The organism is Streptomyces sp. NPDC101227, from assembly GCF_044767545.1.
Classification (GTDB): Bacteria; Actinomycetota; Actinomycetes; order Streptomycetales; family Streptomycetaceae; genus Streptomyces.
Window position 1 is genome coordinate 82,070 of the sequence record NZ_JBIWOD010000004.1, and the last position, 25,811, is coordinate 107,880.

Consider the following 25,811-nt stretch of genomic DNA (forward strand, 5'->3'; position numbering starts at 1 on the left):
GCAGCCAGCCAGCTCATCAAGGAGAAACCGTGACCGCGAAGACCTCCCTGGACGATGCCGCCTGGTTCAAGAGCAGCTACATCTGCGGCGAAGGCAACTCATGCGTCGAGGTCGCAGACCTCCGCGGCCAAGTCGCCATCCGCGACTCCAAGAAGCCGGCCGGCCGGGTGCTTGCCTTCCGCGCAACGGCATTCGCGGCGTTCATCGACGGCGTGCGCAACGCCGACTGAATCGCCGTGGTGCGCGACGCGTAGGCAGGCAAGGCCGGCAAGGCAGACCACCTGCCCCGCCCCTCGCGCCCAGGCCGGGGTGACCCTCGACCGCCCCGGCCTACCGCCGCTCGGCCGCTATCACCGCATCCCGGTAGGCCCGCGCCGCAGCCCGCAGGGCCGCCTCCGGGTCCGTGCCGTCGCGCTCGGCCCGTACGGCCAGGGCGAGGAGCTCGTAGCCGACGCCCTCGCCCGTCGGCAGTGGGACGTCCAGGCCCGCCGTCCGCACCCGCGAGCCGAGCTTGGCCGCCAGGGCCAGGCCCGGCTGGCCCAGCGGGACGCCCTCCGTCACGGACTCCCGCTGCTTCTCCTCCGCCTTCGTGCGCATCCAGTGCGCCCTGACGTCCTCGGGGGTCTCGGCGGATTCGTCCCCGAAGACATGCGGGTGGCGGTGGAGGAGCTTTTCGACGATCGTGCCCGCGACGTCGTCGATGGAGAACGGTTCCTCGGGGTCGTCCTGCGCGATGCGGGCATGGAAGACGACCTGGAGGAGGACGTCGCCCAGCTCCTCGCGCAGCTCCTCGCGGTCGCCCGCCTCGATCGCCTCGACCATTTCGTACGCCTCCTCCAGGCCGTACTTGGCGAGGTCCTCGTGCGTACGGATGCTGCTCCACGGGCACTCGGCGCGGATCCGGTCCATCACCTGGACGAGGTCGAGCAGCCGGGCGCCGGGCAGGTCGTACGAGCCGGGCAGCAGCTCCAGGTCCGGCATCGACTCGCGGCCGGAGCCGGCCAGCCGGGCCAGCCCGTCGGTGAGCGCGCTCTCACCGACGGCGGAGGTCAGGACGACGGCCGTACGGGAGCCGTCCCGGCAGAAATCGACCAGCTCGCGGGCGGTGGGGGCGGCGGCCTCCACCGCGATGCCCGCCTCGCTCAGATACGGCAGCTGCGGGTGCTCCGCGTCGGCGCACAGCACCCGGTCGGCGGCGCGCAGGACCTGCCAGGCGGGCCAGGACAGCAGTCCGGGGGCGACCCGATGGCTGGTGGTGAGCAGGATCAGGCGTCCGGTGCCGCCGCCCTCGGGGCGGGCGTCGGCGCCGGTGTCGGCAGCAGAGGCGTCAGCGTTCACGCATCGAACGTAACGCACCGCACCGACAACGCCCGGCGCCGGTCTTGCAGGCCCCGGCTCAGGCCTGCTGTTTCGCGGGCCCGCCGGTGATCCACGGCTCCTTGGTCTCCCCCAGGATGACCTGCTTGTCGTCCCACTTGCCGAAGCGCGGATTGACGTCGATCCCCATCGACCGCGAGGTACTGGACAGCGCCTTGGCGAGCTGCTGCTGACCCTGCGGCTGAGCGCGGTCCGCGCCGAGGTGCTTGGCCAGGCCGTCCAGCAGCAGCTGGTTGCGCACCATGGCGTCGATCTCGTCGGGGGCGATGCCCTGCTGGAGCCACATCGCCTTCAGCCGCTCGGTGCCGCCGGCCCGCCGCTCCGCCGTCGACCGCCACTTCTGGATGTCGTCGCGGGTGACCGTGACCCCGGCGTCCGAGGCGCTGCGCGCCAGCACCTCGTCGAAGATCATGCCGTTGAGGGTGGCCAGGCTCAGCCGGCCGGTGTTCATGACCAGCTGGGCGCCCTGCGGAGACTTGCCCTGCGCCTCGCGCACATCCTTCACCTTCGCCTGCAGCTGCGCGACGGTGATCCGCTTCCCGTCCACGACGGCCGCGGCACCGGGATGCGCACCGCTGCCACAGGCGGCCAGTAGGGGAGCCGCGGCCAGCAGGGCGGCGGTGGCGGATACGGAGAGCGCTGTCCTACGGCGGAACACTTGGCCTCCCGGCAGATCGTGCGACGGAGTCTCGACCTTGCGTGATCGAGATCGATGCTAAGGAGTCGACGTGGCCCAGGCCACTGCTTCGGCCAACGATCTACCGGGGGGACGGTTTCCCGTATGCGTGGGGCCGGGGCCGGCTGGGGGCGCCGCGTGTCGGCCCGCGCTCCCGCGGCTCCCCCGCTTCTCGGCGGCCCGGGCTACAGGTTGTCGCCCCAGCCGCTCTGGATCATGGTTTGGAACGCCCACTCCCCTTGCCGCCGCACCAGGATGTCGGCATAGCGCAGGCGCTGAGTCCGCCCCTCCGCCGTCATGGACGAGTCCGTGAAGACCACGGCCATGGCGGGCGAGAGGAAGACGGGCGTCCGCGTGGACGCGAACGTGATGTCCTCGCTGCCTTCGCCCATCACCTGCGTCATCGTCGCGAGGAACCGTTCGCGGTCCCACTGCGCCGAACGACCGTCGCCGGCCGCGTCGTCGCTCACGAGGTTGAGCGGGAACACCGCCATATCGGCCATGCGCTCAACGTTGCGCCGCGCGCTGTGTGCGTCGTACTCCGCGAACCAGCGGTCCAGGCTCTCGCGGTCCTCGTCGGTCGGGATGTATCCGGTGTCGGGCAGAAGGGTCACGCGGGCTCCTCACGGTCATCGAGCACAGACTCATCAAGTTTGACTACTGCGCGATGCGGGCGAAGGTATAGCCCGGAGAGTTATTGGTCAAACTTGAATAGATGAGGGCGGCGGGGGTGCGGTGGGGGCCTCAGCCCTGCATCTGCCCCAGCCACTGCAGCGTTCGCCGCAGCTCCACCGGAAGCGCGTGGTGCGGGCCGTGCAGGCGCTCCGCGTCGTAGAGGAGTCTGGCGAGGCAGTCCTGGGCGGCGCCGCGTTCGCCCTGGGCCAGGAGCAAGTGGCCTATGGAGCGGCGGATTTCGAGGGGGCGGGCGGGGTCGTCGGGGTAGCGCTCGAAGTACGGGAGGAGGGCGCGGTATTCCTCCAGGGCCTGGGTCACCTCGCCGAGTTGCTCCAGGCACTGGGCGGCCTCGTAGTGGAACTGGAGGGCCTGACGGGTGGCCGCCGGGCCCGTTTCCTTTCCGAACTCCTCGGCCAGGAGCCGGAGTTCGGGCAGGGCGCGGCGGTACTGGCCGTCGTCCATGAGGGTGGCGGCGTACTGCTTGCGCAGGGTGCGGACCACCGGGGAGTTCTGGCCGTGCCGGGCGGCGGCGGCCGGGAGGATGCCGCCGAGGATGTCCACGGCGCGGGTGATCCGGCCCTGGTCGAGGAGGCTTTTGACCTCGTCGACGGCGGCCGCGACGTCGGGCCCCGGGGAGGACGGCCCGGTGGAACGGGGCGGGGCGGGCGGCGCGGTGCGGGAGGCGAGGGAGGAGCGGGGGTCGAAGGAGGAACGAGGGTCGGGGGCCGCCGGGGTGCTCCCGGCCGCGGCGCGGGCGAGCGCGGGGTCCGGGGCGGAGGGGGCGGACAGGGCCGCGGCCGCAGGGGCGGGGGCGGCTGCCGGGGACGTGGCGCGGATGGGCCAGGGGGCGAGCGGCTGACGGAAGGGGCGGGTGGGGTCCATCGGGGCGAGCGGGGTGGGCGGGTGCTGGGCCGCGTGGGCGCCGGATTCGGAGGCCGGGAGGAGGGGGGCCAGCGCCCGGTAGACCTCCTGGGCGTCGGCGGGGCGGGCCGCCGGGTCCTTGCGCAGCAGGCGCAGGACCAGCGCTTCCAGGGCTTCCGGGACGTCGGGGCGCAGGCGGCGTACCGGGACCGGGTCCTCGTACAGATGGCGGTGCAGGACGCCGAGCGCGGTCGATCCGGCGAACGGGACCTGGCCGCTGAGGAGTTCGTGCAGCAGGACTCCGAGGGCGTAGAGGTCGGTGTGCGGGCCGACGGTGCCGCCCATGGCCTGTTCGGGAGCCATATAGGCGGGGCTGCCGATGGGGGACCCGGTGTGGGTGAGGCGGGTGGTGTCCGTGTCGAGGGCGGAGGCGATACCGAGGTCGAGGACGAGGAGGGTGCCGTCCGGGCGGACCATGACGTTGCGGGGCTTGAGGTCGCGGTGGACGATCGGCACCGCGTGGACGGCTGCCAGTACGGCGCAGAGCTGGGCGGCGGCGCTGGCCGCCCACTGCCACGGGTAGGGGTCGTGTTCGGCGAGGTGGTCGGAGAGGTCGGCGCCCTCGACGTACTGCATCACCAGGAAGAGGTCCTCGCCGTCGCTGCCGGCGTCGTGGACCGTGACCAGTCCGGGATGGTCGACCTGCGCCGTGACCCGGCACTCGCGCACGAAGCGGCGACGCATCTCCTCGCCGTCGGGGGTGCCCGCCAACCGGTCCGGGCGCAGCAGTTTGACGCCGACACGGCGGTCCAGGCGGCGGTCGTAGCCGATCCAGACCTGGCCCATGCCGCCCTGGCCGAGCAGCGCGGAGAGCTCGTAGCGTCCGGCGATGACGCGGCCGTTCATCAGGTCTCCTTCGTGGATACCCCCGGCTTTGGCCGGGGGTGGAAACGAGGCTCCTGCGGAGCAGGGCAGAGGTAGCCGGATCGCCTCCAGGGCGATCCGGTGTCCACCCCATCACCGGGGTAAGGCAGCCCACGACGATCAAGGGCGCTCAACTGTCAGTCCTCCCAGGTAGGTTCGGGCCATGACGACACCGGCGCAGACGGCGGAGGGTAGTGGGCACGCCCGTTACACCTTCCGACTGCGCCTGTCGTCTACGGCCCGTGTCGCGCTCGAAGCCGAGTGGGACCGGTGCCGCTGGGTGTGGAATGAGTGCGTGGCCAAGTCGAAGGCCGTGCACCTGCACAACAAGGCGAACCCGGACACCAAGCTGACGTGTGGTCCGGTGCAGCTCGCGAAGATGCTGACCGAGACCCGCGCCGTGACGCCGTGGATGCGCGAGGGCGCGAACGTTCCTCAGCAGCAGATCATCCGCGACTTCGGCAAATCGCGTGCGAAGGCCCTGAAGGACGTCAAGGCGCGATTGCCGATGCGGCAGCGGGCGGGGATGCCCCGGTACAAGAAGAAGCGCGAGGCGCTGCCGACGCTGGAGTACACCCGGCGTGGCTTCCGCCTCAAGGACGGGCGTCTGCACCTCGCCGGCGGAATCGTACTGCGGGTGGTGTGGTCGCGAGAGCTGCCCAAGGAACCATCCAGCGTCCGCGTGTACCGGGACAGCCTTGGACATTGGTACGCGTCGTTTGTAGTCGCCACGACTACCGAACGATTTCCCGAAACCGGCGCCGTGATCGGCATCGACTGGGGCGTGAAGGAGACCGCCACCACCACCAGCGACGACCACGACCTTCCCCACCCGCAACACGGCCGCACGGCCGCGCAGAAACTCGCCCGCTATCAGGCCATGATGGCCCGGCGTCGACCGGCCAAGGGACAGGCCGGATCGAAGGGCTACCGCGAGGCGAAGCGGCAGACCGCGAAGATCCACAAGAAGGCGGCCCGACAGTGTGAGGACACCAGCCGCAAGTGGGCCAAGCGCGTGGTCCGTGACCATGACGCCCTTGCGGTGGAGGACTTCCGGCCGAAGTTCCTCGCCAAGACCACCATGGCCAGGAAGGCCGCCGACGCTGCCATCTCGGCGACGAAGCAGGCCCTGGTCGAGATGGGCCGCAAGCACGGCCGTGCCGTGCACTTGGTCCACCCCGCGCACACCACCATGGACTGTGCGCAGTGCGGAGCGAGAACCAAGCACGCACTACCTCTTTCCGAAAGGACGTATGCCTGCACCGTGTGCGGAGCCGTATCCCCACGGGATAAGAACTCCGCCCGCGTGATGCTGGTCCGGGCTGGTCTGCAACCCGGCTGGTGCTGATCGTGTAAGACCTGCGCGCCCGCCGGGCCGCAGGCAACGTGAGCCAGGAATCCCCCTCGTTCACGAGGGGGAGGAGTCAACGTTGGTCCTCCTGGCGGAGGTAGTCGCTGAGTTCGTCGAGTTCGGCGCGGACCTGGTTGATGCGCCGGGGCTGCGGGCGGTCCTGGGACGGGCCGGCCGGCGGCACGGGTGCGCCGTACGGGTTCGGGTTCGGGGCCTGGCGGGGGGCCTGGTACGGGTTCGGGTACGGGTGCGCGCCGTTGGCGTAGGGGCCTGGCTCCGGAGCGGGCGGGCGCTGCGGGGCGTAGGGATGGGGGCTCGGCGCGGGTGGGGAGAAGGCGGCCGCGGCCGGGCCGTAGCCGGGCCTCGGGACCGCGCGGATGTCGACGACGAGGTAGTACGCGATCGCGCCGGCTATCTGGAGCAGGAGCAGCGCCACCCCGATGTTCGGGCGCCAGTCCGTCTCGGGAAAGGAGACGATCAGCACGCAGGCGCCGATCATCGCGAGCAGGTCGGCGCCGAACAGCCACCAGCCCAGCGGCCGCCGCTGCACGATCGCGGCCCGCAGCATCGCCACCCAGGCCAGCAGGCCCAGGCTGCCTACCGCGACGGCCACGAAGACCACGCGCAGCAGAACCACCACCCCCGTCGTCGGGGGACGGTACGGCGGGGGTGCCGGGGCGGGGCCGTGCATTGCTGCTCCTGATGGGTCACGGGGACCACGGGTGGACCACGAGGGGTCACGGGTGGCTGGTCGGTCGCATGGGTGGTGCTCGCGGTGACGCGTAGGGATCTGCGAGCGTATATATGACGGCGCCACCGCGTCCGCAGTTGTACGGAATGCGGCGGGCGATCTCCCGTCCCCGTGCAACCGCCAGGGCGGCGGCGGTGTTCCTTCGAGGGAAGCATCGCCCCGCTTCGCCCCTGTCGACCCCGCCCCAACTACCCCGCCCCGCCCGTCAGTCCGGTGCCACCGTTCCGTCCGTGAAGCCGTCGTACATCCCCTGCACCAGTTGTTCGCCGAGCCGGGAGGCAAGGCGCAGGGCCTCCTCGAAGGCGGCCAGATCGCGGAAGCGCGCGCCGTAGCGCCGTTGTTCGGCGAGGGGGAGGCGGGGCAGCTGGAGGCGGCGGACGTCGAGCCGGGTGGCCGTGGAGGCGTAGCTGCTGGCCTGGCGGTTGTTGGCGGTGCCCCGGAGGAAACCGCCGAGGAACCAGGGGTCGAGGGCGGCCGGGTCGGGCCGCAGCAGGGTGAGGTTGCGGCCGAGGGCGGCGCCGGCGGTGGCGGCGTCGACGACCCGGGCGATGGAGCCGCCGCCGAGGACGGGTACGACCACATCGCCCTCCTGGACGAGGACCGGTTCCTCCAGGGGGCCGGCGGGTGCGGCTTCGGGGAGGGTGCCGGAGGGTTCGGTGGCGGCGATGACGTCGTGGTCGGTGAGGACCGCGAGCGGTGCGCCGGGGGCCGCGGTGCCGGCGCCCCCGGCGCGCAGCGTGAGGGCGCCGGAGCGGGCGAGTTCGCCGACGGTGGTCAGCGGCCAGCGGGCCGGGACCGTTTCCTCGGCGGTGTCCTGGGGTGCGGAGCGGGGGGTGAGCGCGGTGGTGCGGGCGAGGGTGTCGGTCAGCCGGTCGCGGACCTGGGCCAGTTCGGCGGGGCCGCCGGCCGCCGCGGGCGGCGGAAGGTGGCGGGCCGGGGCGAGGTCGACGTCGTCGCCCAGGAGGTCGATGGCGGCCAGCGAGCGCCGCACGCCGGGGATTTCCTCGACGCCGCCGTCGCGGTCGAAGGACTGCCAGGCCTCGACGGCGGTGGCGCGGACGGCCGCCCAGTCGAGCTTGTCGCGGCCGCCGGAGGCGCCGGGGGCCAGGCCCGCGGTGTCGACGACGAGGAGGTGCGGGGAGGGCTGTGCGCCGCCGTCGGGCTTGCGCAGCGCCCACAGGTGGAGGGGGATGCCGTTGGGCGGGGCGGCACCGGCGGGCAGCGCGATGACGGCGCGCAGGGCGCCGCGGCGCAGCAGATCGGCGCGGATGCGGCGGCCGGAGCGGCGGGAGGCGGCGGCGGGCGGCATGAGGAGGACGGCGGTGCCGCCGGGGCGCAGCCGGGCCAGTGCGTGCTGGACCCAGGCGAGTTCGGATTCGGTGCGGGCCGGGAAGCCGTACTCCCAGCGGGGGTCGTAGGCCAGTTCGTCATGGCCCCAGTTGCGTTCGTTGAACGGCGGGTGGACCAGGACGGCGTCGACGGCCAGCTCCGGGAAGGCGTCGGCGCGCAGGGTGTCGGCGGCCCGCACCCGGACCCGGGCGTCGGGGACGCCGAGGGCGAGGCGGAGCGCGGTGAGCGCGGCGAGGTCGGGGTCGGCCTCCTGGCCGTGGAGGGCGAGGGGGGCCGCGTCCGGCTGTGCGGCGGCCCGTTCCTGGGCGGCGGTCAGCAGGCCGCCGGCGCCGCAGGCCGGGTCGAGTACGGAGCCCGACGGGCCCGCGAGGGCGGCCAGTTCGGCCATCAGGGCGGCCGGTCCCGGTGGCGTGAGGGTGTACTGGCGCGGGTTGGCGTCCAGGTGGCGGCCGAGCAGGAACGCGTACGCCTCGGGGGCGCCGTCCAGGGCCGCGAGGTCGGCGGTGGCGCGGACCAGGGCGGCGGAGGGCGCGAGCGCCTCCCTGGTCAGCCCCTGTACGGGGTGGCCGTCGCCGAGCCGGGCGGCGAGGACGGACTCGAGCATCACGGGCAGCACGCCGGTCAGATCGGCGTCGTCGGAGGCGCCGCGCAGCTGTTTCCAGGCCGCGGGCCGGTCGCGGACGAGGAGCAGTACGGCGCCGGCCTGGCGCAGCGCGGCCGCGGCGCCGGCCGGATGTCCGACGAGCTGCTGCCAGACCCGTTCACGCAGCGGCACCTCGGCGAGCTTGCCCTGATCGCGCAGCCACTGCTCGATGTCGCGGAGGGCGAAGGCGGGGCTGGTCTCGGTGCCGCCGACCGGCTTGGGGAAGTCGGCATGACGGCGGCGCCAGTTGCTGACGGCGGCCCGGCCGACTCCGGCGAGCCGCGCGATGCCGGCGGCGGTCACCTCGGTGGGGCGGTCCGTGGCGCCGACGGCCAGGCCCTCACCTGCGGCGATGTCATCCGTCGCGTTCTGCGTTGGTGCGATGTCCGGCACCTGGCTGGCTCCCGTCCCGATGCGTGACCACTGTGTCAGCAGCATACCCATGACCTCCTGACCCACCCCTTCACATCGTGAATAACTAAATACCGTGTACTCGTGTTGACTCGATTCACAGCCTCTGTTGTTATTGACCCAGCACTTCAGCGGACTCGATTCAGCGCCCGGAAGGGGCCACTCCCGCATGTCTCAGCAGATGCACTACCAGCCAGCTCCGCAGGCTCCGGCCCCTCAGACGGCCCGCAACGGCCTCGGCGTCGCCGCTCTGATCCTCGGCATCATCGGCGCGCTCAGCGGCATCCCGATGTTCCTGTTCTGGCTCGCCGGGCCGCTCGGCATCCTGTCCCTGATCTTCGGCATCGTGGGCATGGGCCGCGCCAAGAAGGGCCAGGCCACCAACAAGGGCGTGGCGATCACCGGCACGATCCTGGGCGCCCTCTCGATCATCCTGGCGATCGTCGGCGTCATCGTCTCCGTGCTGGTGGTCAAGGGGGCGGTCGACGAGGCCAAGAAACAGATCGACAAGGAGACCGGCAGCAGCTCCTCCATCGAGGACCTCTCCCCCGGCGCCACGGCGAAGTACAACAACGGTCTCCAGGTCACCGTCTCGAAGACGAGCCCGTACACGATCAACCCGAGCACCGTCATCACGCACACGGACGGCGACAAGGCGTACAAGGTCACCGTCACGATCAAGAACACCGGCAAGGCGGCCATCAAGGACCCCGCCATGCTGATCAAGGCGGAGGCCGACGGCAAGAAGACCGAGGAGTTCGCCGACGACAAGGTCGGCATCCTGCATCACGACTGGGAGACGAAGCTCGACCCCGGTGAGTCCGACACCGCGGAGGTCGTGTTCGACGCGCCGCCGGCCGCCAAGGAGCTCAGCGTCGAGATCACGCCGGACATCATGCTCGACCCGGCGAACTGGAAGCTGGCCCTCTGACCTCCTTCCCCCTGCACAAGCCGTCGGCCCGGAACCGCACCCACGCGGTCCCGGGCCGACGGCCGTATGTACGCTGCCGGACCTGCTACTTCGCCGAGAAGCGGGCCGGCGCCTGGGTAGGGCTCCCGCCGCCCGGCAGCCGCTCCTGGGGGCAGGAGTTCAGCACCCGCACCATCGCGTCCTTCTCCGCCCCCGTCACCCACAGCCCGTACTTCTTCTTCACCGCCACCTGGTGGGCGACATAGGTGCAGCGGTACGGACGGTAGGCGGGCAGCCAGGTGGCCGCGTCCCCGTCGCTCTTGCGCCGGTTCGCCGAGGCGTCGACCGCGATCAGATTCAGGGGATCGTTGGCCAGCGCGATCCGCTTACGGGCCGGCCACCGCCCCGCGCCCTTCTGCCAGGCGTCCGACAGCGCGACCACATGGTCGATGTCGACCTTGCTGCGGCCGCGCGTATAGCGAATCGCCTCTCCGGTGTACGGGTCCCTGGCCAGCGTTCCCGAGACGACGACGCAGTCGCCGCCGCGGAAGACGGTGGCCCGCAGATCGCGCCGGAGGATGTCGTCCCGGGTGTCGCAGCCGTTGCCGTCGGTGTCGGCCCAGGCGGAGCCGAAGCGGCTGCGGGCGTAACCGGTCTTCGGGGCGCGGCCCTTGACGTCCAGTGCGGCCACCGCCCGCAGCGCGCTGCCCGCCGTGGCCGGGCTCGCCGTGGTGTCCGTATCCCGCCCGTCCCGTGTTTTGTCCGGGGTGCAGCCGGTGAGGGTCAGCAGGGCGGCCAGTGCGGTGGCGGTGGCGGCGAGGGGGAACAGGGCGGGAGACGGCAGGGCGCGGCGGGCGGGAGACGGCAGCGCGCGGCGGGTGGTGGGTATCACGGCGGTCCAATCCGGGGGTGGCGTCGGGGGCGGGCGCCCGGGACGGTCCGGTCCGCCGTTTCGAGTATCTTTTCGGAAATCGAGAGTGAGGACCCCCATGGACACGGCCGCAGCAACGGCCGCGGGCGACAGCGGGCCCCCGCCCGGGACCGCCGGCACCGGCCCCGCCACCGCCACCGCCACCGCGACCGAGACCGCCGAGGCACCGCCCGCCGCCCCCGGCCGCCTGCGACGCGCCACGCACCGGCTGCGCGAGAGGAGCGCCCCGCTGCGCGCGCCCCGCCTCGACCCTTACTGGACGGCCGCGTTCTTCTTCGTCGCGTTCGCCACGCTGTCCGTCTGCCGCTTCCGCACGATGGGCAACTCGTCCTGGGACCTGGGCATCTTCGAGCAGGCCATACGGGGCTACGCCCACCTCGGTGCGCCGATCGTCGACCTCAAGGGCCCCGGCACCAACATCCTCGGCGACCACTTCAGCCCCGTCCTGATCGTGCTCGCCCCGCTCTACCGCCTCTTCCCCTCACCGCTCACCCTGCTCCTTGCGCAGGCGGCGCTGTTCGCGCTGTCCGCCATACCGGTCACCCGCGCCGCCGGCCGCCACCTGGGGCGCCTCCCGGGACTGGCCATCGGCATCGCGTACGGCGCGTCCTGGGGCATACAGAAGGCCGTCGACTTCGACTTCCACGAAATAGCCTTCGCGCTGCCGCTGATCGCCTTCGCCCTGGAAGCGGTGCTGCGCGAGCGCTGGACCGCGGCGGTGTGCTGGGCCGCGCCGCTGGTTCTGGTCAAGGAGGACCTGGGCGTCACCGCCGCCGCCATCGGCGCGCTCGTCCTGATCCGGACGCGGCGGGCGGCGCCGCTGCCCATCGCCCTGGTCGTCTTCGGGCTCACCGCCACCGCCCTCACCCTCGGCGTCATCATCCCCGGCTTCAACACCTCCGGCTCGTACGACTACTGGAGCAAGCTCGGCGCCGGCGGCGGAGCGGACCCCACCATCCCGCTCGACACCGCCGTCCGCACCACGCTGTGGGTGCTGCTGCCCACCACCGGGCTGCTGGCCCTGCGCTCCCCCGTCCTGCTGGTGGCGCTGCCGACCCTGGGCTGGCGGTTCCTCTCCCACGAGCCGCACTACTGGAGCATCGACTGGCACTACAACGCCGTTCTGATGCCGGTGGCCCTTCTCGCCCTCGTCGACGCCCTGCCGCGCGCCCGCATCTCCGCCCGCCCCTGGCTGCGTGCCTACGCCCATCACCTGCCGGCCGCCGTACTGGCCACCGCGCTCGCGCTGAGCACCACGCTTCCGCTGTCCCGGCTCACCGAGGCCGCCACCTACCGCATACCGCCGGATGTCACCGCCGCCGAGCGGTTGTTGGAACGGATACCCGACGGCGCGACCGTGGAGTGCGACATCCGCCCGCTGTCCCGCCTCACCGACCGCACCCGGGTCTTCTGGACCGGCGACACCCGCGGCCTGTCCCCCGACTACATAGCCGTCCAGCGGCCCGCCGACCGCACCCCGCGCCAGGCGCTCGCCGACGCGGCCGCCCGCCACCCGAAATCGACGTACGTCATCCTCGGCGGCGGCGGGAACCTCCTCGTATTCCAGCGGACGTCGACGCGCTGACGCACCCGCGGCCAGGGGCCGGATCGCCCGGAAGGGTGGCGGGATCATCCGAAAGTGTGAGCGGGATACCGCCCGTCTCCATAGTGGCGCTATGGTCGCATTATGGCCTCGACGACGATTCAAGTCAGTACGGAAACCCGCGACCACCTCGCCCAGCTCGCCAAGGAACGCGGCATGACCCTGGGCCAGCTCGTCCAGGACCTCGCCGCCGCACAGCCCACCGCCGAGCAGCGCGCCGAGCGCCTGGAAGCCGCCCGCAACCATGTCCGGGACGTCATCGGCCTGGACATCAGCAACGAAGAGTTCGAGCAGGCACCCGACATCCTGGGCAATATCTACCGCATGGCCGCAGAGAAGATCCGCACCGACCGAAGCAACGCCGCGTGATCATCCTCGACACTTCCGCGGCCGCATCCCTCGCTGCCGGGCACAAGACGCTCAACGTCCTCGCGGCCAACATGACAGACACCGGCGACCAACTCGTGCTCCCTGCGCTCGTCCTCATGCAGGCGGAAGCGGACGAAGCCGGGACCTCCCGGCGGCTCCTCGGATTCCCCTGTGTGACCGTTGACGCCCTCGACACAGTTGACGCCGTATCCGTCGGCACCATGGTCCGTGACGGCTACGGCGGCCCGGACACCTGTCACGCCCTGTACTGCGCCCTGCCGCACACCGGCGCCCCTGGCATGTCGATCATCCTGACCGACGACGAGTCCCGGTACCCGCCCGGGACCGTCGTCATCGGCATCGACTCGCCCGGCATGCTCGGCTTCTGAGGCGGACCGGAACGACCGTCGCCTGTCAGGTCACGACCCCACAACCGTCGTCAAGAACTCCCCCACCCACGCCAGCAGCTCCCGCCCCACCAGCGGCTTCCCGCCGATCCTGCCCGTCGTGGGGCGCGGCACCAGCACCTGCTTGGTGGCCGGCTTGAGGACCGTACGCGGGTACAGCCGCTTCAGGCGCAGCTCCTGCGACTCCCGCAACTCCACCGGTCCGAAGCGGACGTTGGAGCCCTGGAGCGTGATGTCCGAGACTCCGCAGGCGCGGGCCAGCATGCGCAGACCGGCGACCAGGAGGAGGTTCTCGACGGGCTCGGGGAGCTTGCCGTAGCGGTCGGTCAGCTCCTCGCGGACCGCGGCGATGTCCTCCTCGGAGGTGGCGGAGGCGATGGCGCGGTAGGCCGCCAGGCGCAGCCGCTCGCCCGGCGCGTAGTCGTGCGGGACATGCGCGTCCACCGGGAGTTCGATCTTGACCTCCAGCGGCGGCTCCTCCTCCACCCCGCCCTCCAGGGAGGCGCGGTAGTCGGCGACCGCCTCGCCCACCATCCGTACGTAGAGGTCGAAGCCGACGCCCGCGATATGGCCGGACTGTTCGCCGCCGAGGAGGTTTCCGGCGCCGCGGATCTCCAGGTCCTTCATGGCGACGTACATGCCCGCGCCCATCTCGGTGTGCTGGGCGATGGTCGCCAGCCGCTCGTGCGCGGTCTCCGTGAGCGGCTTCTCCGGCGGGTACAGGAAGTAGGCGTAACCGCGGTCGCGGCCCCGGCCGACGCGGCCGCGCAGCTGGTGGAGCTGGGAGAGGCCGAAGTTGTCGCCGCGCTCGACGATGAGGGTGTTGGCGTTGGAGATGTCGATGCCCGATTCGACGATCGTCGTCGAGACCAGGACGTCGAACTTCTTCTCCCAGAAGTCGACGACGACCTGCTCCAGCTGCGACTCGCCCATCTGCCCGTGCGCGGTCTGGATACGGGCCTCGGGGACGATCTCGCGGAGCCGGGCGGCGGCCCGGTCGATCGATTCCACGCGGTTGTGGATGTAGAAGACCTGGCCCTCGCGCAGGAGTTCACGGCGGATGGCGGCGCCGATCTGCTTCTGCTCGTAGGGGCCGACGAAGGTCAGGACGGGGTGGCGCTCCTCCGGCGGGGTGGTGATCGTGGACATCTCGCGGATGCCGGTGACCGCCATTTCGAGCGTGCGGGGGATGGGCGTCGCGGACATGGTCAGCACGTCGACGTTGGCGCGGAGCTTCTTCAGCTGCTCCTTGTGCTCGACGCCGAACCGCTGCTCCTCGTCGACGATGACCAGGCCCAGGTCCTTGAACTTGGTCTCGGCGGAGAAGAGGCGGTGGGTGCCGATGACGAGGTCGACCGAGCCCTCCCGCAGGCCCTCCAGCGTCGCCTTGGCCTCGGTGTCGGTCTGGAAGCGCGACAGCGCCTTGACGTTGACCGGGAACTGGCCGTAGCGCTCGGTGAACGTGCCGTAGTGCTGCTGGACGAGGAGGGTCGTCGGGACGAGGACGGCGACCTGCTTGCCGTCCTGGACGGCTTTGAAGGCCGCTCTCACAGCAATCTCGGTTTTGCCGTATCCCACATCGCCGCAGATCAGACGGTCCATCGGGACCGACTTCTCCATGTCCTCCTTGACCTCGGCGATGGTGGTGAGCTGGTCGGGCGTCTCCGCGTACGGGAAGGCGTCCTCCAGCTCGCGCTGCCAGGGGGTGTCCGGGCCGAAGGTGTGGCCGGGCGCCGCCATCCGGGCCGAGTACAGCTTGATCAGGTCGGCGGCGATCTCCTTGACGGCCTTCTTGGCGCGCGCCTTGGTCTTGGTCCAGTCGGCGCCGCCGAGGCGGTGCAGGGTCGGGGCCTCGCCGCCCACGTACTTGGTGACCTGCTCCAGCTGGTCGGTGGGGATGTAGAGGCGGTCGCCGGGCTGGCCGCGCTTGGCCGGGGCGTACTCGACGAGGAGGTACTCGCGGGTGGCGCCCTGGACCGTGCGCTGCACCATCTCGATGTAGCGGCCGACGCCGTGCTGCTCATGGACGATGAAGTCGCCGGCCTGGAGCGTCAGCGGATCGATGGTCTTGCGGCGGCGGGCCGGCATCCGGGCCGCGTCCTTGCCGGCGGCCTTCTGGCCGGAGAGGTCGGTCTCGGTCAGGACGGCCAGCTTGAGGTGCGGATCGACGAAACCGTTGTCGAGGGAGCCGCAGGCGACATGGACGAGGGAGGCGGAGATCTCCGCCGCCTCGCCCGCCTCGCCCTCCAGCCCGGTAAGGCGCGCGGGGATGCCCTCGCCGCCGAGCACCTCGACCGTACGGGCCGCGGGGCCGTGCGCCTCGGTGACGAACACCGTGCGCCAGCCGTCGGCGAGCCACTGCTTGGTGTCGGACAGCGCCCGCTGGGTGTCGCCGCGGTAGGTCTCCGGCGCGTGCATGCCGAGCTTGACGGTGTCGCCGTTCAGCTCCAGCTCCTCGTCGGCGGCGAACGGACTGACCGACCACCACTGCATGCCCAGCTCGCGGGCCCGGTCGCGGACGTCCGCGATGCCCCACAGGGACGCCGCGCCGACGTCGATCGGGGCCTCGCCGCCACCCGCGCTGGCCGCCCACGACGCCTGGAGGAACTCCTGGCTGGTCGCCACCAGGTCAGCGGCCCGGGTACGCACCCGCTCCGGGTCGCAGACCACGGCCATGGAGCCCTTCGGCAGCACGTCCAGCAGCAGCTCCATGTCGTCGACCAGGACGGGAGCCAGGGACTCCATGCCCTCGACGGCGATGCCCTCGGCGATCTTGCCGAGCAGTTCGCCCAGCTCGGGGTGGCGCTCGGCGAGCGCCGCGGCCCGCTCCCGCACCTCGTCGGTCAGCAGCAGCTCGCGGCACGGCGGCGCCCACAGGCCGTGCTCGGCCACCTCCAGGGACCGCTGGTCGGCCACCTTGAAGTAGCGGATCTCCTCGACGTCATCGCCCCAGAACTCGACCCGCAGGGGGTGCTCCTCGGTGGGCGGGAAGACATCCAGGATGCCGCCGCGTACCGCGAACTCCCCGCGCTTCTCGACCAGTTCGACGCGCGCGTACGCGGCCGCCGCCAGCCCGTCGACGACCTCTTCCAGATCGGCGGTCTGCCCCGTGCGCAGGCTCACCGGCTCCAGATCGCCCAGCCCCTTGACCTGCGGCTGGAGTACGGAACGGATGGGGGCGACGACGACCGAGACGGGGCCCGCCGTCGGGTCGTCCGGCCGCGGGTGGGCAAGCCGGCGCAGCACCGCGAGGCGGCGGCCGACGGTGTCCGAGCGCGGCGAGAGCCGCTCGTGCGGCAGCGTCTCCCAGGACGGGAACTCCACGACGGCGTTGTCCTCGTCGGCCGGCATCAGCGTGCGCACCGCCGCGGCCAGGTCCTCGGCCTCGCGCCCCGTCGCGGTCACCGCGAGCACCGGGCGGCCGGACTGGCGGGCCAGCGCCGCCACCGCGAACGGACGGGCGGCCGGCGGCCCCACCAGGTCCACATGCGGCCGGTGGCCATCGGCCGCGGCCTTTACCGCTTCGGCGAGCGCCGGGTCCCGTACGACGGCGTCGAGCAGACCAGTCAGGCTCATGAAAAGGCTTCCGTCCCAGGAGGCGAGCGCGCAGGAGATCGCGGAAGATCAACGCGCGGTGAACAACGCGAGCGGCCCGACACACCCTGGCAACGCCAAGGGGCCCGAACGGGCCGGGTTGCCCACGATACGCCCGCCCGCCGACAACCGGCCGCCCGATCCGCTCCCCCCGGCCGCCGCACCGCCGTCCAGCACGCGAGAGCCCCGTTCCGCATACCGGCCCCGCATGGAATCGTGTGCATTACATGCAACGGACCGGAGGAGAGGCGGGGGGCGGTGAGCGGCATCACGAGGGGCAGCGACCGGGGCAGTGCCGACGACACGGACATAGCCGCGGGCCGCGCCCCCGGCTCCCGGCGCGGCCCCGTCGTCGCCGCCCTGATGCTCGCCATGGCGCTGGCCGCCCTCGACTCCACGATCATCGCCACCGCCATCCCGCAGATCGTCGGTGACCTCGGCGGCTTCGCGGTGTTCTCCTGGCTCTTCTCCGGCTATCTGCTGGCCGTCACCGTCACCCTGCCCGTCTACGGCAAGCTCTCCGACACCCTCGGCCGCAAGCCCATCCTGATCGCCGGCATCGCGCTCTTCCTCATCGGGTCGCTGGCCTGCGCGGCCGCCTGGAACATGGCCTCCCTGATCGCCTTCCGGGTACTGCAGGGCCTGGGCGGCGGCGCCCTCCAGGGCACCGTCCAGACCATCGCCGCCGACCTCTACCCGATGAAGGAACGCCCCAAGATCCAGGCCAAGCTCTCCTCGGTGTGGGCCACCTCCTCGGTCGCCGGGCCCGCGGCCGGCGGGCTGCTCGCCGCCTGTGCCGACTGGCGCTGGATCTTTCTGGTCAATCTGCCGGTGGGGGCGATCGCCCTCTGGCTGATCATCAGGCACTTCTTCGAGGACAAGGGCCGCGGCCCCGCGCACCCCGCCCCCGCCCGCCGCCGCATCGACTGGCCCGGCGCGCTCGCCGTCTTCGCCACCGGCGGGCTGCTGCTGACCGCGCTCGTCCAGGGCGGTGTCGCCTGGCCCTGGCTCTCCGCCCCGTCACTGCTGCTCTTCGCCGGTACGGCCCTGTGCGCGGCGGCCACCGTACTGATCGAGCGCCGCGCCGCCGAGCCGGTCATCCCCGGCTGGGTCTGGCGCCGCCGCACCATCTCCGCCGTCAACCTCGCCCTCGGCGCGCTGGGCCTGCTGATGGTCGCCCCGACCGTCTTCCTGCCCACCTACGCCCAGGCGGTCCTGGGCCTGAGCCCGACCGCCGCCGGCTTCGTCCTGTCCATGATGACCCTGAGCTGGCCGGTCTCGGCGGCCTTCAGCAGCCACGTCTACAACCGCATCGGGATCCGCAACTGCGCCCTGGTCGGCATCGGCGCGGCCGCGCTGGTCCTGCTGTCCTTCCCGCTGCTGCCCTATCCCGGCGCCGCCTGGCAGCCCGCCCTGCTCATGCTGGCGCTGGGCGCGACCCTCGGCCTCTTCCAGCTGCCGCTGATCATCGGCGTCCAGTCGTCCGTCGGCTACGCCGAGCGCGGCACCACCACCGCCTCCGTCCTCTTCTGCCGCCAGGTCGGTCAGTCCCTCGGCGCGGCCCTCTTCGGCGCCATCGCCAACGCCACCCTCAACGACCGCCTCGCGCACGCACCGGCCGACATCCGCCCCGGCCTGCCCGACGACCTCGACGCCGTCTCGCACGCCCTGGAACGAGCCGGCGCCCTCACCGCCCGCGCCACCGACTACCTGCGGCGCGCCGTCGACACCAGCGTCGAACACGTCTACCTCGGCGCCGCCGCGGCCGCGGCCCTCGCCCTGCTCGCCCTGCTCCTGCTGGCGCCCCGGCGCTTCCCGGTGCATGCGGATGCCCGTACGCGGCAGGAGACCGAGGACGTTGGGGTCGCCGGGGACTAGGGTCTGTCCGGGGACTCAGGGGTTCGGGCGTTCAGGGGCCCGGGGCCGGAGTGGCCGCGGCGGCGCCGGGGTCAGCCCTCCGTCCTGTCGTCCAGCCGGGGGAGTTCGGTCTCCAGGGTGTCCTCGTTGTCGGGGTCGCAGCCGTCGGGATTACGGTCGCCGGAATTTCGGTCGTCGGGATTACGGTCGCCTGGAATGTGGCCGTCCGGATGACGGTCACCAGGAATGCGGCCCTCGGACTGACGGTCGTCGGTATGGCGGTCGTGCGGGCCACGGTCATGGGGACCGCGGTCGTCGGAATGACGGTCGCCGGGAATCAGGGCCTCGGCAGGGCGGCCTTCGGGTTCGCGGCCCTCCGCGGCGGCCTCGACCTCGGCCGCGGCCCCGGCCTCCGCCTCCGGCTCGTCCTCCAGATCCTCCGGATCCTTCCCCGTGAGCGCCGCCAGGCTGTTGCGCACGTGGTTCATATGGGCCTGTACCTCCGCGCGCTCCTCCTCGTGTTCCCGCAGCACCCGCGCCGTACCGCGCTCGATGCGCTCCGCCTCCACCCTGGCCCGGGCCACGATCGCCGTGGCACGGTCGGCCGCGTCCTCGTCGCTGTGCCGGGCGGCCTCCTCGGCCTCCGCGTGTTTGCGGCGCGGCTCGGCGAGCACCGCATGGCCGTGCGCCTCCCGCTCGGCGACCAGCCGGTCCGTCTCCGCCTCCAGACCCGCCAGCTCACGCCCGGCCGCTTCCCACTCCTCGGCCTGCCGCTTCTCCTGGTCGCGCCGCATCTGGTCGGCGCGATGCCGGGTATCGGTGAGCACCGCGGCCGCCTCGTCACGCCACTGCTCCGCGTCCGAGGCCGCCGCAGCCGCCACGTCGGCGGCCTCCGCCCGCGCCGCCTCCTCGGCACGCCGCGCCCACTCCTCCGCCTCGGCCCGCAGCTCCCGCGCCGCCGCGTCCGCCGCGTCGCGGATCTGGTCGGCGTGCCCCATCGCCTCCTCACGGATCTGCTCGGCCGCGACCTGCGCCTCGGCCCACAGCCGCTCCGCCTCCGACTGAGCGGTCGTCAGGATCAGCCGGGCCGGCTCGCCCAGGGACTCATACGTCTGCGGCGGCAGCTGCGCCACATACTCCTGCAGTTGCGCCAGCTCCGCGTCCATCTCGTTGGCGAGCACGGTCAGCCGCGCCGCCCGCTCCCAGCACGCATCACGGTCTACCGAGAGCTCCTCAATACGCCGATCGACGTCGTCCGGCCGGTAACCGCGTCCTCGTACGGTCTCGAACCCGTGAGGCGAAACCGGTGCACTCATCCCTCAAAGCCCCTTTTCTGGATCAGTCCGAAGCCGCCCTATCGCGACACTTCACCCCTCTCCCGCACAAGGATGCGTCAATCGGTCCCAGAAGTCTGAATCACCGCATCGACGCGCAAAGCGGCGAATAGTCGCTGTGCCCCATTTGCGTCCCACAGCAACACGTCACCGGCCGCGCCCATCGACACACCGGGGTTCGCCACCGGGACCGTGACCGTCGCCCCGCCGCCCTCGGCGATCTCCTTCATCGACCAGGCCATGGCCAGCAGTTCGGGCGTCCCCGACCCGTTGTCCACGGCAAGCGCGGCCAGCCCGGCGCCGGTCACCGGCAGCAGCCGGGACGGATCGAGCAGCACCCCGGGCCCCAGCATCTTGTCCGCGACCGCACCGATCAGCTGACGCTGCCGCTTCACCCGTCCGAGGTCACCCTGCGGGTCGGCGTAACGGGCCCGCACGAACGCCAGCGCCCGCCGCCCGTCCATCCGGTGACACCCCGCCGCGAAGTCCGCCCCCGACCGCGCGTCCCGCAGCGGCCCGCGCAGACACAGCCGCACCCCGCCCAGCTCGTCCACGAGCCGCACCACACCCAGGAAACTGACCTCGGCATAGCGGTCGATACGCAAACCCGTCGCCCGCTCGACCGTACGGGTCAACAGCCGCGGCCCGCCGTCCGCGTACGCCTCATTGATCTTCGCCCGGCCGTGCCCCGGCACCTGGACATAACTGTCGCGGGGCAGACTGACCAGATACGGGCCGTGCCGGCCGGAGTGCAGCACCATGATCGTGTCGGTGTTGCGCACCGCGTCATTGCCGACATGCAGGTCCTCGCGCTGCCGGGACGTCAGCCCGGCGCGGCTGTCGGAGCCGACCAGCAGCCAGTTCGTCCCCTTGCCCGCGGGCGGCCGCCCGGCATAGTCCGCCAGCCCTGCCACATGCCGAACGCGTTCACTCGCATACCCGTACAGGGCGGCGCCGCACGCCACCACCAGCACGAACACGGCCCCCAGCACCGCCAGGACCCGGCGACGCCACCGCCGCCGGGGCCCGCGCGGCCCGCGGCGCGCCCGCCGGGCCCGGTAGAGCGTCGCCGTCGGCGACGAGAACGGCTGACCCATACAGGCATGGTGCGGGCGCCCGACCCGTTCCGCAGGTCGAGCGCCCGGTCCCCTCGTACGGCCCGCTACCGCGCTCCCGCTACAGCAGCCCGTCCCACATCTGCTCCAGCAGCACCGACCACCAGGTCTCCGGCGACCCCAGCGCCGGCGGGTCCAGCGCGACCAGCTGCGCCTGGAAATCGACGGTCCAACGGCCCGCCTGCTCCGGCGTCAGCCCGAACCGCAGCCGCCACATCCGCCCCAGCATCGCCAGACAGCGCACAAACTCCGGCAGCCCGCTGTTGACGAACTGCGGCACGGCCGGCTGCCCACCTGGCCCCGCCTCCACCGGGACCGCCACGATGTTCGCGGTCCCGAACTGCACACACAGCTGACGGCCGAAGTCATTGCCCATGACGAGATACGAACCGGCATCCGGCGCCGGCTGCACCATCCGCTCCGCCGCCAGCTCCGCCAGCGTCGGCACCGGACGGCCCGGCTGCGCCTGCGCCCAGAAGAACGGCCCGAAGTCCACCGGCAGCCCGGCCCACACCAGCGTCTGCGCCACCACCTCGGGCACGCCCTGCCGGGAAACCGCCCGCTGGTCGAACCGGAAGATGCCCTGCGGCCCGAAGGACTGCTCCAGCTCCTGCCCGATCGCCTGCGGCGGCACCGGCGGCGCCGGCGGCACCTGCGAGGGATGCGGCAACGGCACCCGTACCGGCGCCGGCCGCGCCGGACCGTCCGCCACCTGGTGCAACTCGCCCTGATGCTCGACGAGATGCCGTACACCCTGCTGCCGCGAGGCATGGTCCCTGCCGTAGGCGGCGGTGTGGCTGATGCGCACCTGCGGCCAGTTGTCGCGGATCATCCGGGCGCAGTAGCCGCCCGGCAGGTCGCAGCACTCCAGCTCCGTGTGCAGCTCCAGCACCTGCTGCGGCGGAATGTTCATCCCGCGCAGCTCGTGCAGCAGCTGCCACTCCGGATGCGGCGTACCGGGCGCGGAACGGCGCACGATCTTCTGCTCGGAGCCGTCCGGCGCGCGATAGCTGAGCACCGCCATGTAGCCGGGGCCGACGGTCGGCTGACCGCTCGGCGCCTGAGGGTAGCCGTACGCACCCGGGCCACCGGGGCCGGGCGGGGGCGGGGCGGCGGGACCGGCGGGCGGCGGCATGGCGGGGCCACCGGACGGGGGCGCCGCCGGAGGCATCCCCGGTGCGGGAAGCGGGCCGCCGGGGCCGCCGAGGGCCGCGCCACCGGCGAGCATCGTCGCCGCGGCATGCACCCCACCGCCCGCGGGACCACCCGCGGCGGGCGGCGCGGGCGGCGGCGGGGGCGGGCCCCCCTGGCTGCCTTGACTGCCCTGACTGCCGTGACCGCCCTGGCCACTCGCGCCACGGCCACCCGCGCCCGGCTTACCGGGCGGGCCCGGCGGCTTCGGCACCCCGGGCGCGCCGGGAGGCGAGGGCGGCGGCGGCACACCGGGCCCGCCCGCGGCACCCATGGCGGCCTGCAAGGACGCACCGTCGGCGAGCATCGTCGCGGCGGCGTGCACGCCACCGGAAGCGGGCGGCGGCGTCCCCTGACCGGGCTCCTCCGCCCCGCTGCCGCCGGACGCCGCGCCCGACGGCCCGTCCACCGCGCTCAGATCCAGATCCGCCGCGTCCAGCTGCGAGACCAGCTGCGTCGGCACATAACCGCCGGCCGGCGCGGCGCCGCCGCGCGGCCGGGCCTCGGCCTTGCCCGTCGCGGCGTCCGCGATGTCCGCGGGGTCCGCCGCGGTACCGGTCCGGCGCGCGCCGGGCGTACCGGGCGCGCCGGGGGGCGGCGGCGGGCCGCCGGCGTTGCCCGTGTTCCCGGCGTTGCCCGTGTTCCCGGCGTTGCCCCTGTTTCCGGCGCTTCCGGGCAGCGAGGAGCCATCGGCGAGCATCGTCGCCGCGGCATGCACCCCGCCCCCCACGGGCGGCGCGGGTGGCGGCGCCGCCGGGCCGCCGGGCGCACCCACACCCGGCGGCGGAGGTACATCGGCGACCGGCGGACCGGCCGGCGGCGGCATGTCCGACAGCCCCGGCGCCGCGGGCGGCATCGGCGCGGCGGGCGGCATCGGCGCGGCGGGCGGCATCGGCGGCGGCGCGGGCAGCCCACCGGGCCGGCCGTCCATACCGCCCTCGGGCGCCGGAAGCGCCGGTTGCGCCACCTGCGTGGGCGGCAACTGGCTGCCGCCCCGCAGCAGTTCGGTCTTCGCCTCGGGCCGCGCGCGCGGCGTCGATGGCGGCGTGTCGTGCGACTCGTCGAGCTCGGCCAGCGGCGCCGCGAACACCGTCTCGGGCAGCCCCACCGAACGGTCCTCGGAACCCTCCCCGCCCGTCGTGTCCGCATCGGCCCACGGGGTCGCGGGAGACGACGGGGTCACGGGAGCCGCGGGAGACGAAGGGGCCGAAGGGGCCGAAGGGGCCGCGGGAGCCGAAGGCGCAGGCGGCGCGGCGGGCGCCGAGGCCCCGCCCCCGCCGTCCCGCCGCCGGTCCGGAATCCCTATCGCGTCCGCCGCCTCCTGCAACCACTCCGGCGGCGTCAGCAGGAACGACGTCGCCTCCAGATCCACCCGCTGCGGTGGCGGCTCGGCGGCCCCGTAGCCGCCGTCCGCCGGCGCGCCGTACTCCTCCTCGTACCGCCGGATCACCTCGCCCACCGGCAGCCCCGGCCACAGCGTCGTCTCCCCGCTGTCCCGCGCGATCACCAGCCGGGCCCGGCCACCGTCCGTCACCGGACCGCCCTCACGGTCCTCCGCCCAGGCCACAAAACCCAGATCGAACTCCCGCACCCGCACCTCACGCTGCTGCATCGCCGGCAGATCGCCATTGACCCAGCGCTCCGCGCGCTCCTGCGCCTGCGCGAACGTCACCATCGCGCGCTCACCCCTCCACCGGAACGGCATGCGCGAAGCCACCGTCCACCATCAGGTTCGCCACGGTCTCCAGCTCCGGCGGATTCCCCGCCAGCCGCTGCAGGAAATCGTCGAAATCCGCGCCACACGGCAGCAGCAGCTGCGCCACCCGCTCCTGCACCGACAAACCGTCCCGGTCCCGGGCATCGTCGTACGGACAGAACCACACCGTGCCCAGCGCCTCGCCGCGCACCTTCACCGCGACCACACCGCCCTGCACGAACGCCACACCCAGATAGTCCTTGGTGAAGTGATCCCGCAGACACTTGTTCACGTACACCAGGTCATTGACCGCCGCGTCGTCCCGCACCGTGAAGAACGGCTGGTCCACCAGCAGCCCCAGCTCCGCATCGAGCGCCACGCCCACCGGCGCACACCCGCCCGCCGCCTTCAGGAACGACCGGTACGCGCCCGGCAGCCGGTAGCCCAGCGTCTCCTCCGCCTGCGCCACCTGCTCCTCGGCAACCGCCAGCTCACGCCGCGGCAGCCCGAAATGCGCCGGCCGGGTCTCCTGCAACGGGCGCGTGCCCCGCTTCTCGTGCTCCACCGCCGCCGTCGCCAGCCCCCCGTGATGGCGCAGCAGCGCCTTCACCTCGACGGGGATCAGCTCCATCCGGCGCGTACCGGGCACGTGATGCCAGGTCCAGCCGTGCGGCGTAGCCACCGACGGCACATCTATCCACAGCTCATGCCCCTGCGCATGCAGCGCCGCATTCGCCGACACATAGTCCGTCAACCGCAGCTCATCGACGCCGAAGCCCTCCGGCGGCTCGGCGATCTCCGCCGCCGCCCGCGCATACGGCGAGAACTCCGGGAAACCCTTCGCGTCCACCCGCACCCCCGCGGGATACCGGGCGGCCCGCACCGGATCCGGGAAATGCACGACCTGCCCGGCATAGGCCGTGTTCGGTGGCGCGGCATGCTGCTGCCCGAGCCGACCTGTCGTCATCGCGGTTGCCCCCTGGCTGGATCTGGGTTTGAGGCACAGCCTATGCCGTGCCGCAACACCCTCCCGCCGCCCCCGGGCACCCCACGTCAGCCCGCCGATACGCCACCCACACCCCCTTCAGCGATGTCCCCCGACCGCCGTAAGCCACCCCGCCCACCAGCCCTGATTCCCCCCGGCCGACGAACCGTCAGGCCCCAGTGAGATCACCGACAGCCCGCCCGACTACCGCAACACCCAGCACATTTGGCAGGCTGGCCCCGCAACCGCGGGGGATTGCAGGGAGGGAAAGCACCAACAATGAGCACCACCGCACACCAGCACACCGCCGCCACCGGCGACCCCCGCATCGGCTGGAGCGCCACCGCCGACACCGATCGCGCGCCCGCCCTCGCCCACCGCCGCGACGGCATCCTCCCCACCGTCGGCGCCGCTTTGTCCGTACGCGGACAAACCCTCACCTGTACGGCAAGCAAGGCGGAACAGCCCCCCACCCTGCACCCCCTCGTCCAGGACTTCCTCGACACCCTCGGCACCGCACAGCGCGAACGCTTCACCGGACGCTGCCCCGAAGCCGTCCTGCTCTCCCGCCACCTCACCGCGGTCGAGGCGGGCCGCAGCAAGCGCGCCGCCCGCAAGCCCCTCACCAACGGCGAAGCCCGCCGCTCCCTGAGACACTCGAAGATCACCGCTCGTCACATCCGCGAGGACGGCGACCCCCGGCACGGCGGCTACGCCCCGCCCTGCCGCTCCTGCGACGCACTCCTCGCCCACTTCGGCGTCATGCCCATCGACGGCACCACGCCCACCGGGAGCTGACC

19 protein-coding genes and 1 pseudogene are annotated in these 25,811 nt (G+C 72.7%); 8 read left to right on the top strand and 12 right to left on the bottom strand.

Going from position 1 to position 25,811, the window contains the following annotated elements; genetic code table 11:
- The first annotated feature begins 29 nt into the window (after positions 1–29).
- On the top strand, positions 30–230 hold the full coding sequence (locus tag ACIRPT_RS09960; protein WP_403824845.1) for a DUF397 domain-containing protein: 201 nt from the start codon (positions 30–32) through the stop codon (positions 228–230).
- 100 nt (positions 231–330) lie between these two features.
- Here the strand turns inward: ACIRPT_RS09960 and ACIRPT_RS09965 are convergent, their stop codons facing one another.
- From ACIRPT_RS09965 to ACIRPT_RS09980, 4 genes are all read right to left on the bottom strand, one after another.
- The gene (locus tag ACIRPT_RS09965; protein ID WP_403510186.1) at positions 331–1,338 is read right to left on the bottom strand and encodes a nucleoside triphosphate pyrophosphohydrolase; all 1,008 of its coding nucleotides are present in this window, start codon (positions 1,336–1,338) and stop codon (positions 331–333) included.
- A 58-nt stretch (positions 1,339–1,396) separates the two neighbouring features.
- Positions 1,397–2,035, bottom strand: coding sequence for a SurA N-terminal domain-containing protein (locus tag ACIRPT_RS09970; protein WP_403824848.1), 639 nt, complete (start codon positions 2,033–2,035; stop codon positions 1,397–1,399).
- A 203-nt stretch (positions 2,036–2,238) separates the two neighbouring features.
- Positions 2,239–2,667 (bottom strand): nuclear transport factor 2 family protein, encoded by a 429-nt coding sequence (locus tag ACIRPT_RS09975; RefSeq protein WP_403824850.1) that lies wholly within the window; start codon positions 2,665–2,667, stop codon positions 2,239–2,241.
- A gap of 130 nt (positions 2,668–2,797) precedes the next feature.
- Positions 2,798–4,495 carry a protein kinase gene (locus tag ACIRPT_RS09980; protein ID WP_403824852.1) on the bottom strand — a complete coding sequence of 566 codons (1,698 nt, stop codon included), beginning with the start codon at positions 4,493–4,495 and terminating at the stop codon, positions 2,798–2,800.
- Positions 4,496–4,676: 181 nt separating this feature from the next.
- On the opposite strand from ACIRPT_RS09980, the pseudogene ACIRPT_RS09985 reads away from it, so the two are divergent.
- Positions 4,677–5,877, top strand: a pseudogene (locus ACIRPT_RS09985) (RNA-guided endonuclease InsQ/TnpB family protein); the annotation flags it as partial.
- A 60-nt stretch (positions 5,878–5,937) separates the two neighbouring features.
- Here the strand turns inward: ACIRPT_RS09985 and ACIRPT_RS09990 are convergent.
- Both ACIRPT_RS09990 and ACIRPT_RS09995 read right to left on the bottom strand, forming a co-directional pair.
- Positions 5,938–6,555 (bottom strand): hypothetical protein, encoded by a 618-nt coding sequence (locus ACIRPT_RS09990; protein ID WP_403824854.1) that lies wholly within the window; start codon positions 6,553–6,555, stop codon positions 5,938–5,940.
- Positions 6,556–6,820: 265 nt separating this feature from the next.
- Entirely contained in the window at positions 6,821–8,911 is a 2,091-nt protein-coding gene (locus ACIRPT_RS09995; RefSeq protein ID WP_403825851.1) for an N-6 DNA methylase, read from the bottom strand.
- 277 nt (positions 8,912–9,188) lie between these two features.
- On the opposite strand from ACIRPT_RS09995, the gene ACIRPT_RS10000 reads away from it, so the two are divergent.
- On the top strand, positions 9,189–9,950 hold the full coding sequence (locus ACIRPT_RS10000) for a DUF4190 domain-containing protein (RefSeq protein WP_403824857.1): 762 nt from the start codon (positions 9,189–9,191) through the stop codon (positions 9,948–9,950).
- Between the two features lie 85 nt (positions 9,951–10,035).
- Here ACIRPT_RS10000 and ACIRPT_RS10005 read toward each other — a convergent pair whose 3' ends face one another.
- The gene (locus ACIRPT_RS10005; protein WP_403825854.1) at positions 10,036–10,797 is read right to left on the bottom strand and encodes an HNH endonuclease family protein; all 762 of its coding nucleotides are present in this window, start codon (positions 10,795–10,797) and stop codon (positions 10,036–10,038) included.
- A gap of 121 nt (positions 10,798–10,918) precedes the next feature.
- On the opposite strand from ACIRPT_RS10005, the gene ACIRPT_RS10010 reads away from it, so the two are divergent.
- The 3 genes from ACIRPT_RS10010 (at position 10,919) to ACIRPT_RS10020 (ending at position 13,221) form a co-directional block, all read left to right on the top strand.
- Positions 10,919–12,445, top strand: a complete 1,527-nt coding sequence (locus ACIRPT_RS10010; RefSeq protein WP_403824860.1) for a DUF2079 domain-containing protein — start codon at positions 10,919–10,921, stop codon at positions 12,443–12,445.
- Positions 12,446–12,547: 102 nt separating this feature from the next.
- On the top strand, positions 12,548–12,832 hold the full coding sequence (locus ACIRPT_RS10015; RefSeq protein WP_403510204.1) for a hypothetical protein: 285 nt from the start codon (positions 12,548–12,550) through the stop codon (positions 12,830–12,832).
- Positions 12,829–13,221: a hypothetical protein gene (locus ACIRPT_RS10020; protein ID WP_403824863.1), complete on the top strand. Its 393-nt coding sequence runs from the start codon at positions 12,829–12,831 to the stop codon at positions 13,219–13,221. Before ACIRPT_RS10015 ends, ACIRPT_RS10020 begins: the two co-directional genes overlap by 4 nt.
- 30 nt (positions 13,222–13,251) lie before the next feature.
- On the opposite strand, the gene mfd is transcribed toward ACIRPT_RS10020, so the two are convergent.
- Positions 13,252–16,815, bottom strand: a complete 3,564-nt coding sequence (gene mfd / locus ACIRPT_RS10025; RefSeq protein WP_403824866.1) for a transcription-repair coupling factor — start codon at positions 16,813–16,815, stop codon at positions 13,252–13,254.
- 381 nt (positions 16,816–17,196) lie between these two features.
- Between mfd and ACIRPT_RS10030 the strand changes: the two genes are divergently transcribed.
- On the top strand, positions 17,197–18,711 hold the full coding sequence (locus ACIRPT_RS10030; protein ID WP_403825857.1) for an MFS transporter: 1,515 nt from the start codon (positions 17,197–17,199) through the stop codon (positions 18,709–18,711).
- Positions 18,712–18,782: 71 nt separating this feature from the next.
- Here the strand turns inward: ACIRPT_RS10030 and ACIRPT_RS10035 are convergent, their stop codons facing one another.
- The 4 genes from ACIRPT_RS10035 to ACIRPT_RS10050 all read right to left on the bottom strand — a co-directional run bounded on the left by ACIRPT_RS10035 (position 18,783) and on the right by ACIRPT_RS10050 (position 24,993).
- Complete coding sequence (locus ACIRPT_RS10035; protein WP_403824869.1) at positions 18,783–20,006, bottom strand: cellulose-binding protein; 1,224 nt, start codon at positions 20,004–20,006, stop codon at positions 18,783–18,785.
- A 77-nt stretch (positions 20,007–20,083) separates the two neighbouring features.
- Complete coding sequence (locus tag ACIRPT_RS10040) at positions 20,084–21,121, bottom strand: LCP family protein (RefSeq protein WP_403824872.1); 1,038 nt, start codon at positions 21,119–21,121, stop codon at positions 20,084–20,086.
- Positions 21,122–21,200: 79 nt separating this feature from the next.
- The gene (locus ACIRPT_RS10045; protein ID WP_403824875.1) at positions 21,201–24,005 is read right to left on the bottom strand and encodes an SUKH-4 family immunity protein; all 2,805 of its coding nucleotides are present in this window, start codon (positions 24,003–24,005) and stop codon (positions 21,201–21,203) included.
- 7 nt (positions 24,006–24,012) lie between these two features.
- Positions 24,013–24,993, bottom strand: coding sequence for an SMI1/KNR4 family protein (locus ACIRPT_RS10050; RefSeq protein ID WP_403824878.1), 981 nt, complete (start codon positions 24,991–24,993; stop codon positions 24,013–24,015).
- 297 nt (positions 24,994–25,290) lie between these two features.
- On the opposite strand from ACIRPT_RS10050, the gene ACIRPT_RS10055 reads away from it, so the two are divergent.
- The gene (locus tag ACIRPT_RS10055; protein WP_403824881.1) at positions 25,291–25,809 is read left to right on the top strand and encodes a YwqJ-related putative deaminase; all 519 of its coding nucleotides are present in this window, start codon (positions 25,291–25,293) and stop codon (positions 25,807–25,809) included.
- The last annotated feature ends 2 nt before the right edge of the window (positions 25,810–25,811 follow it).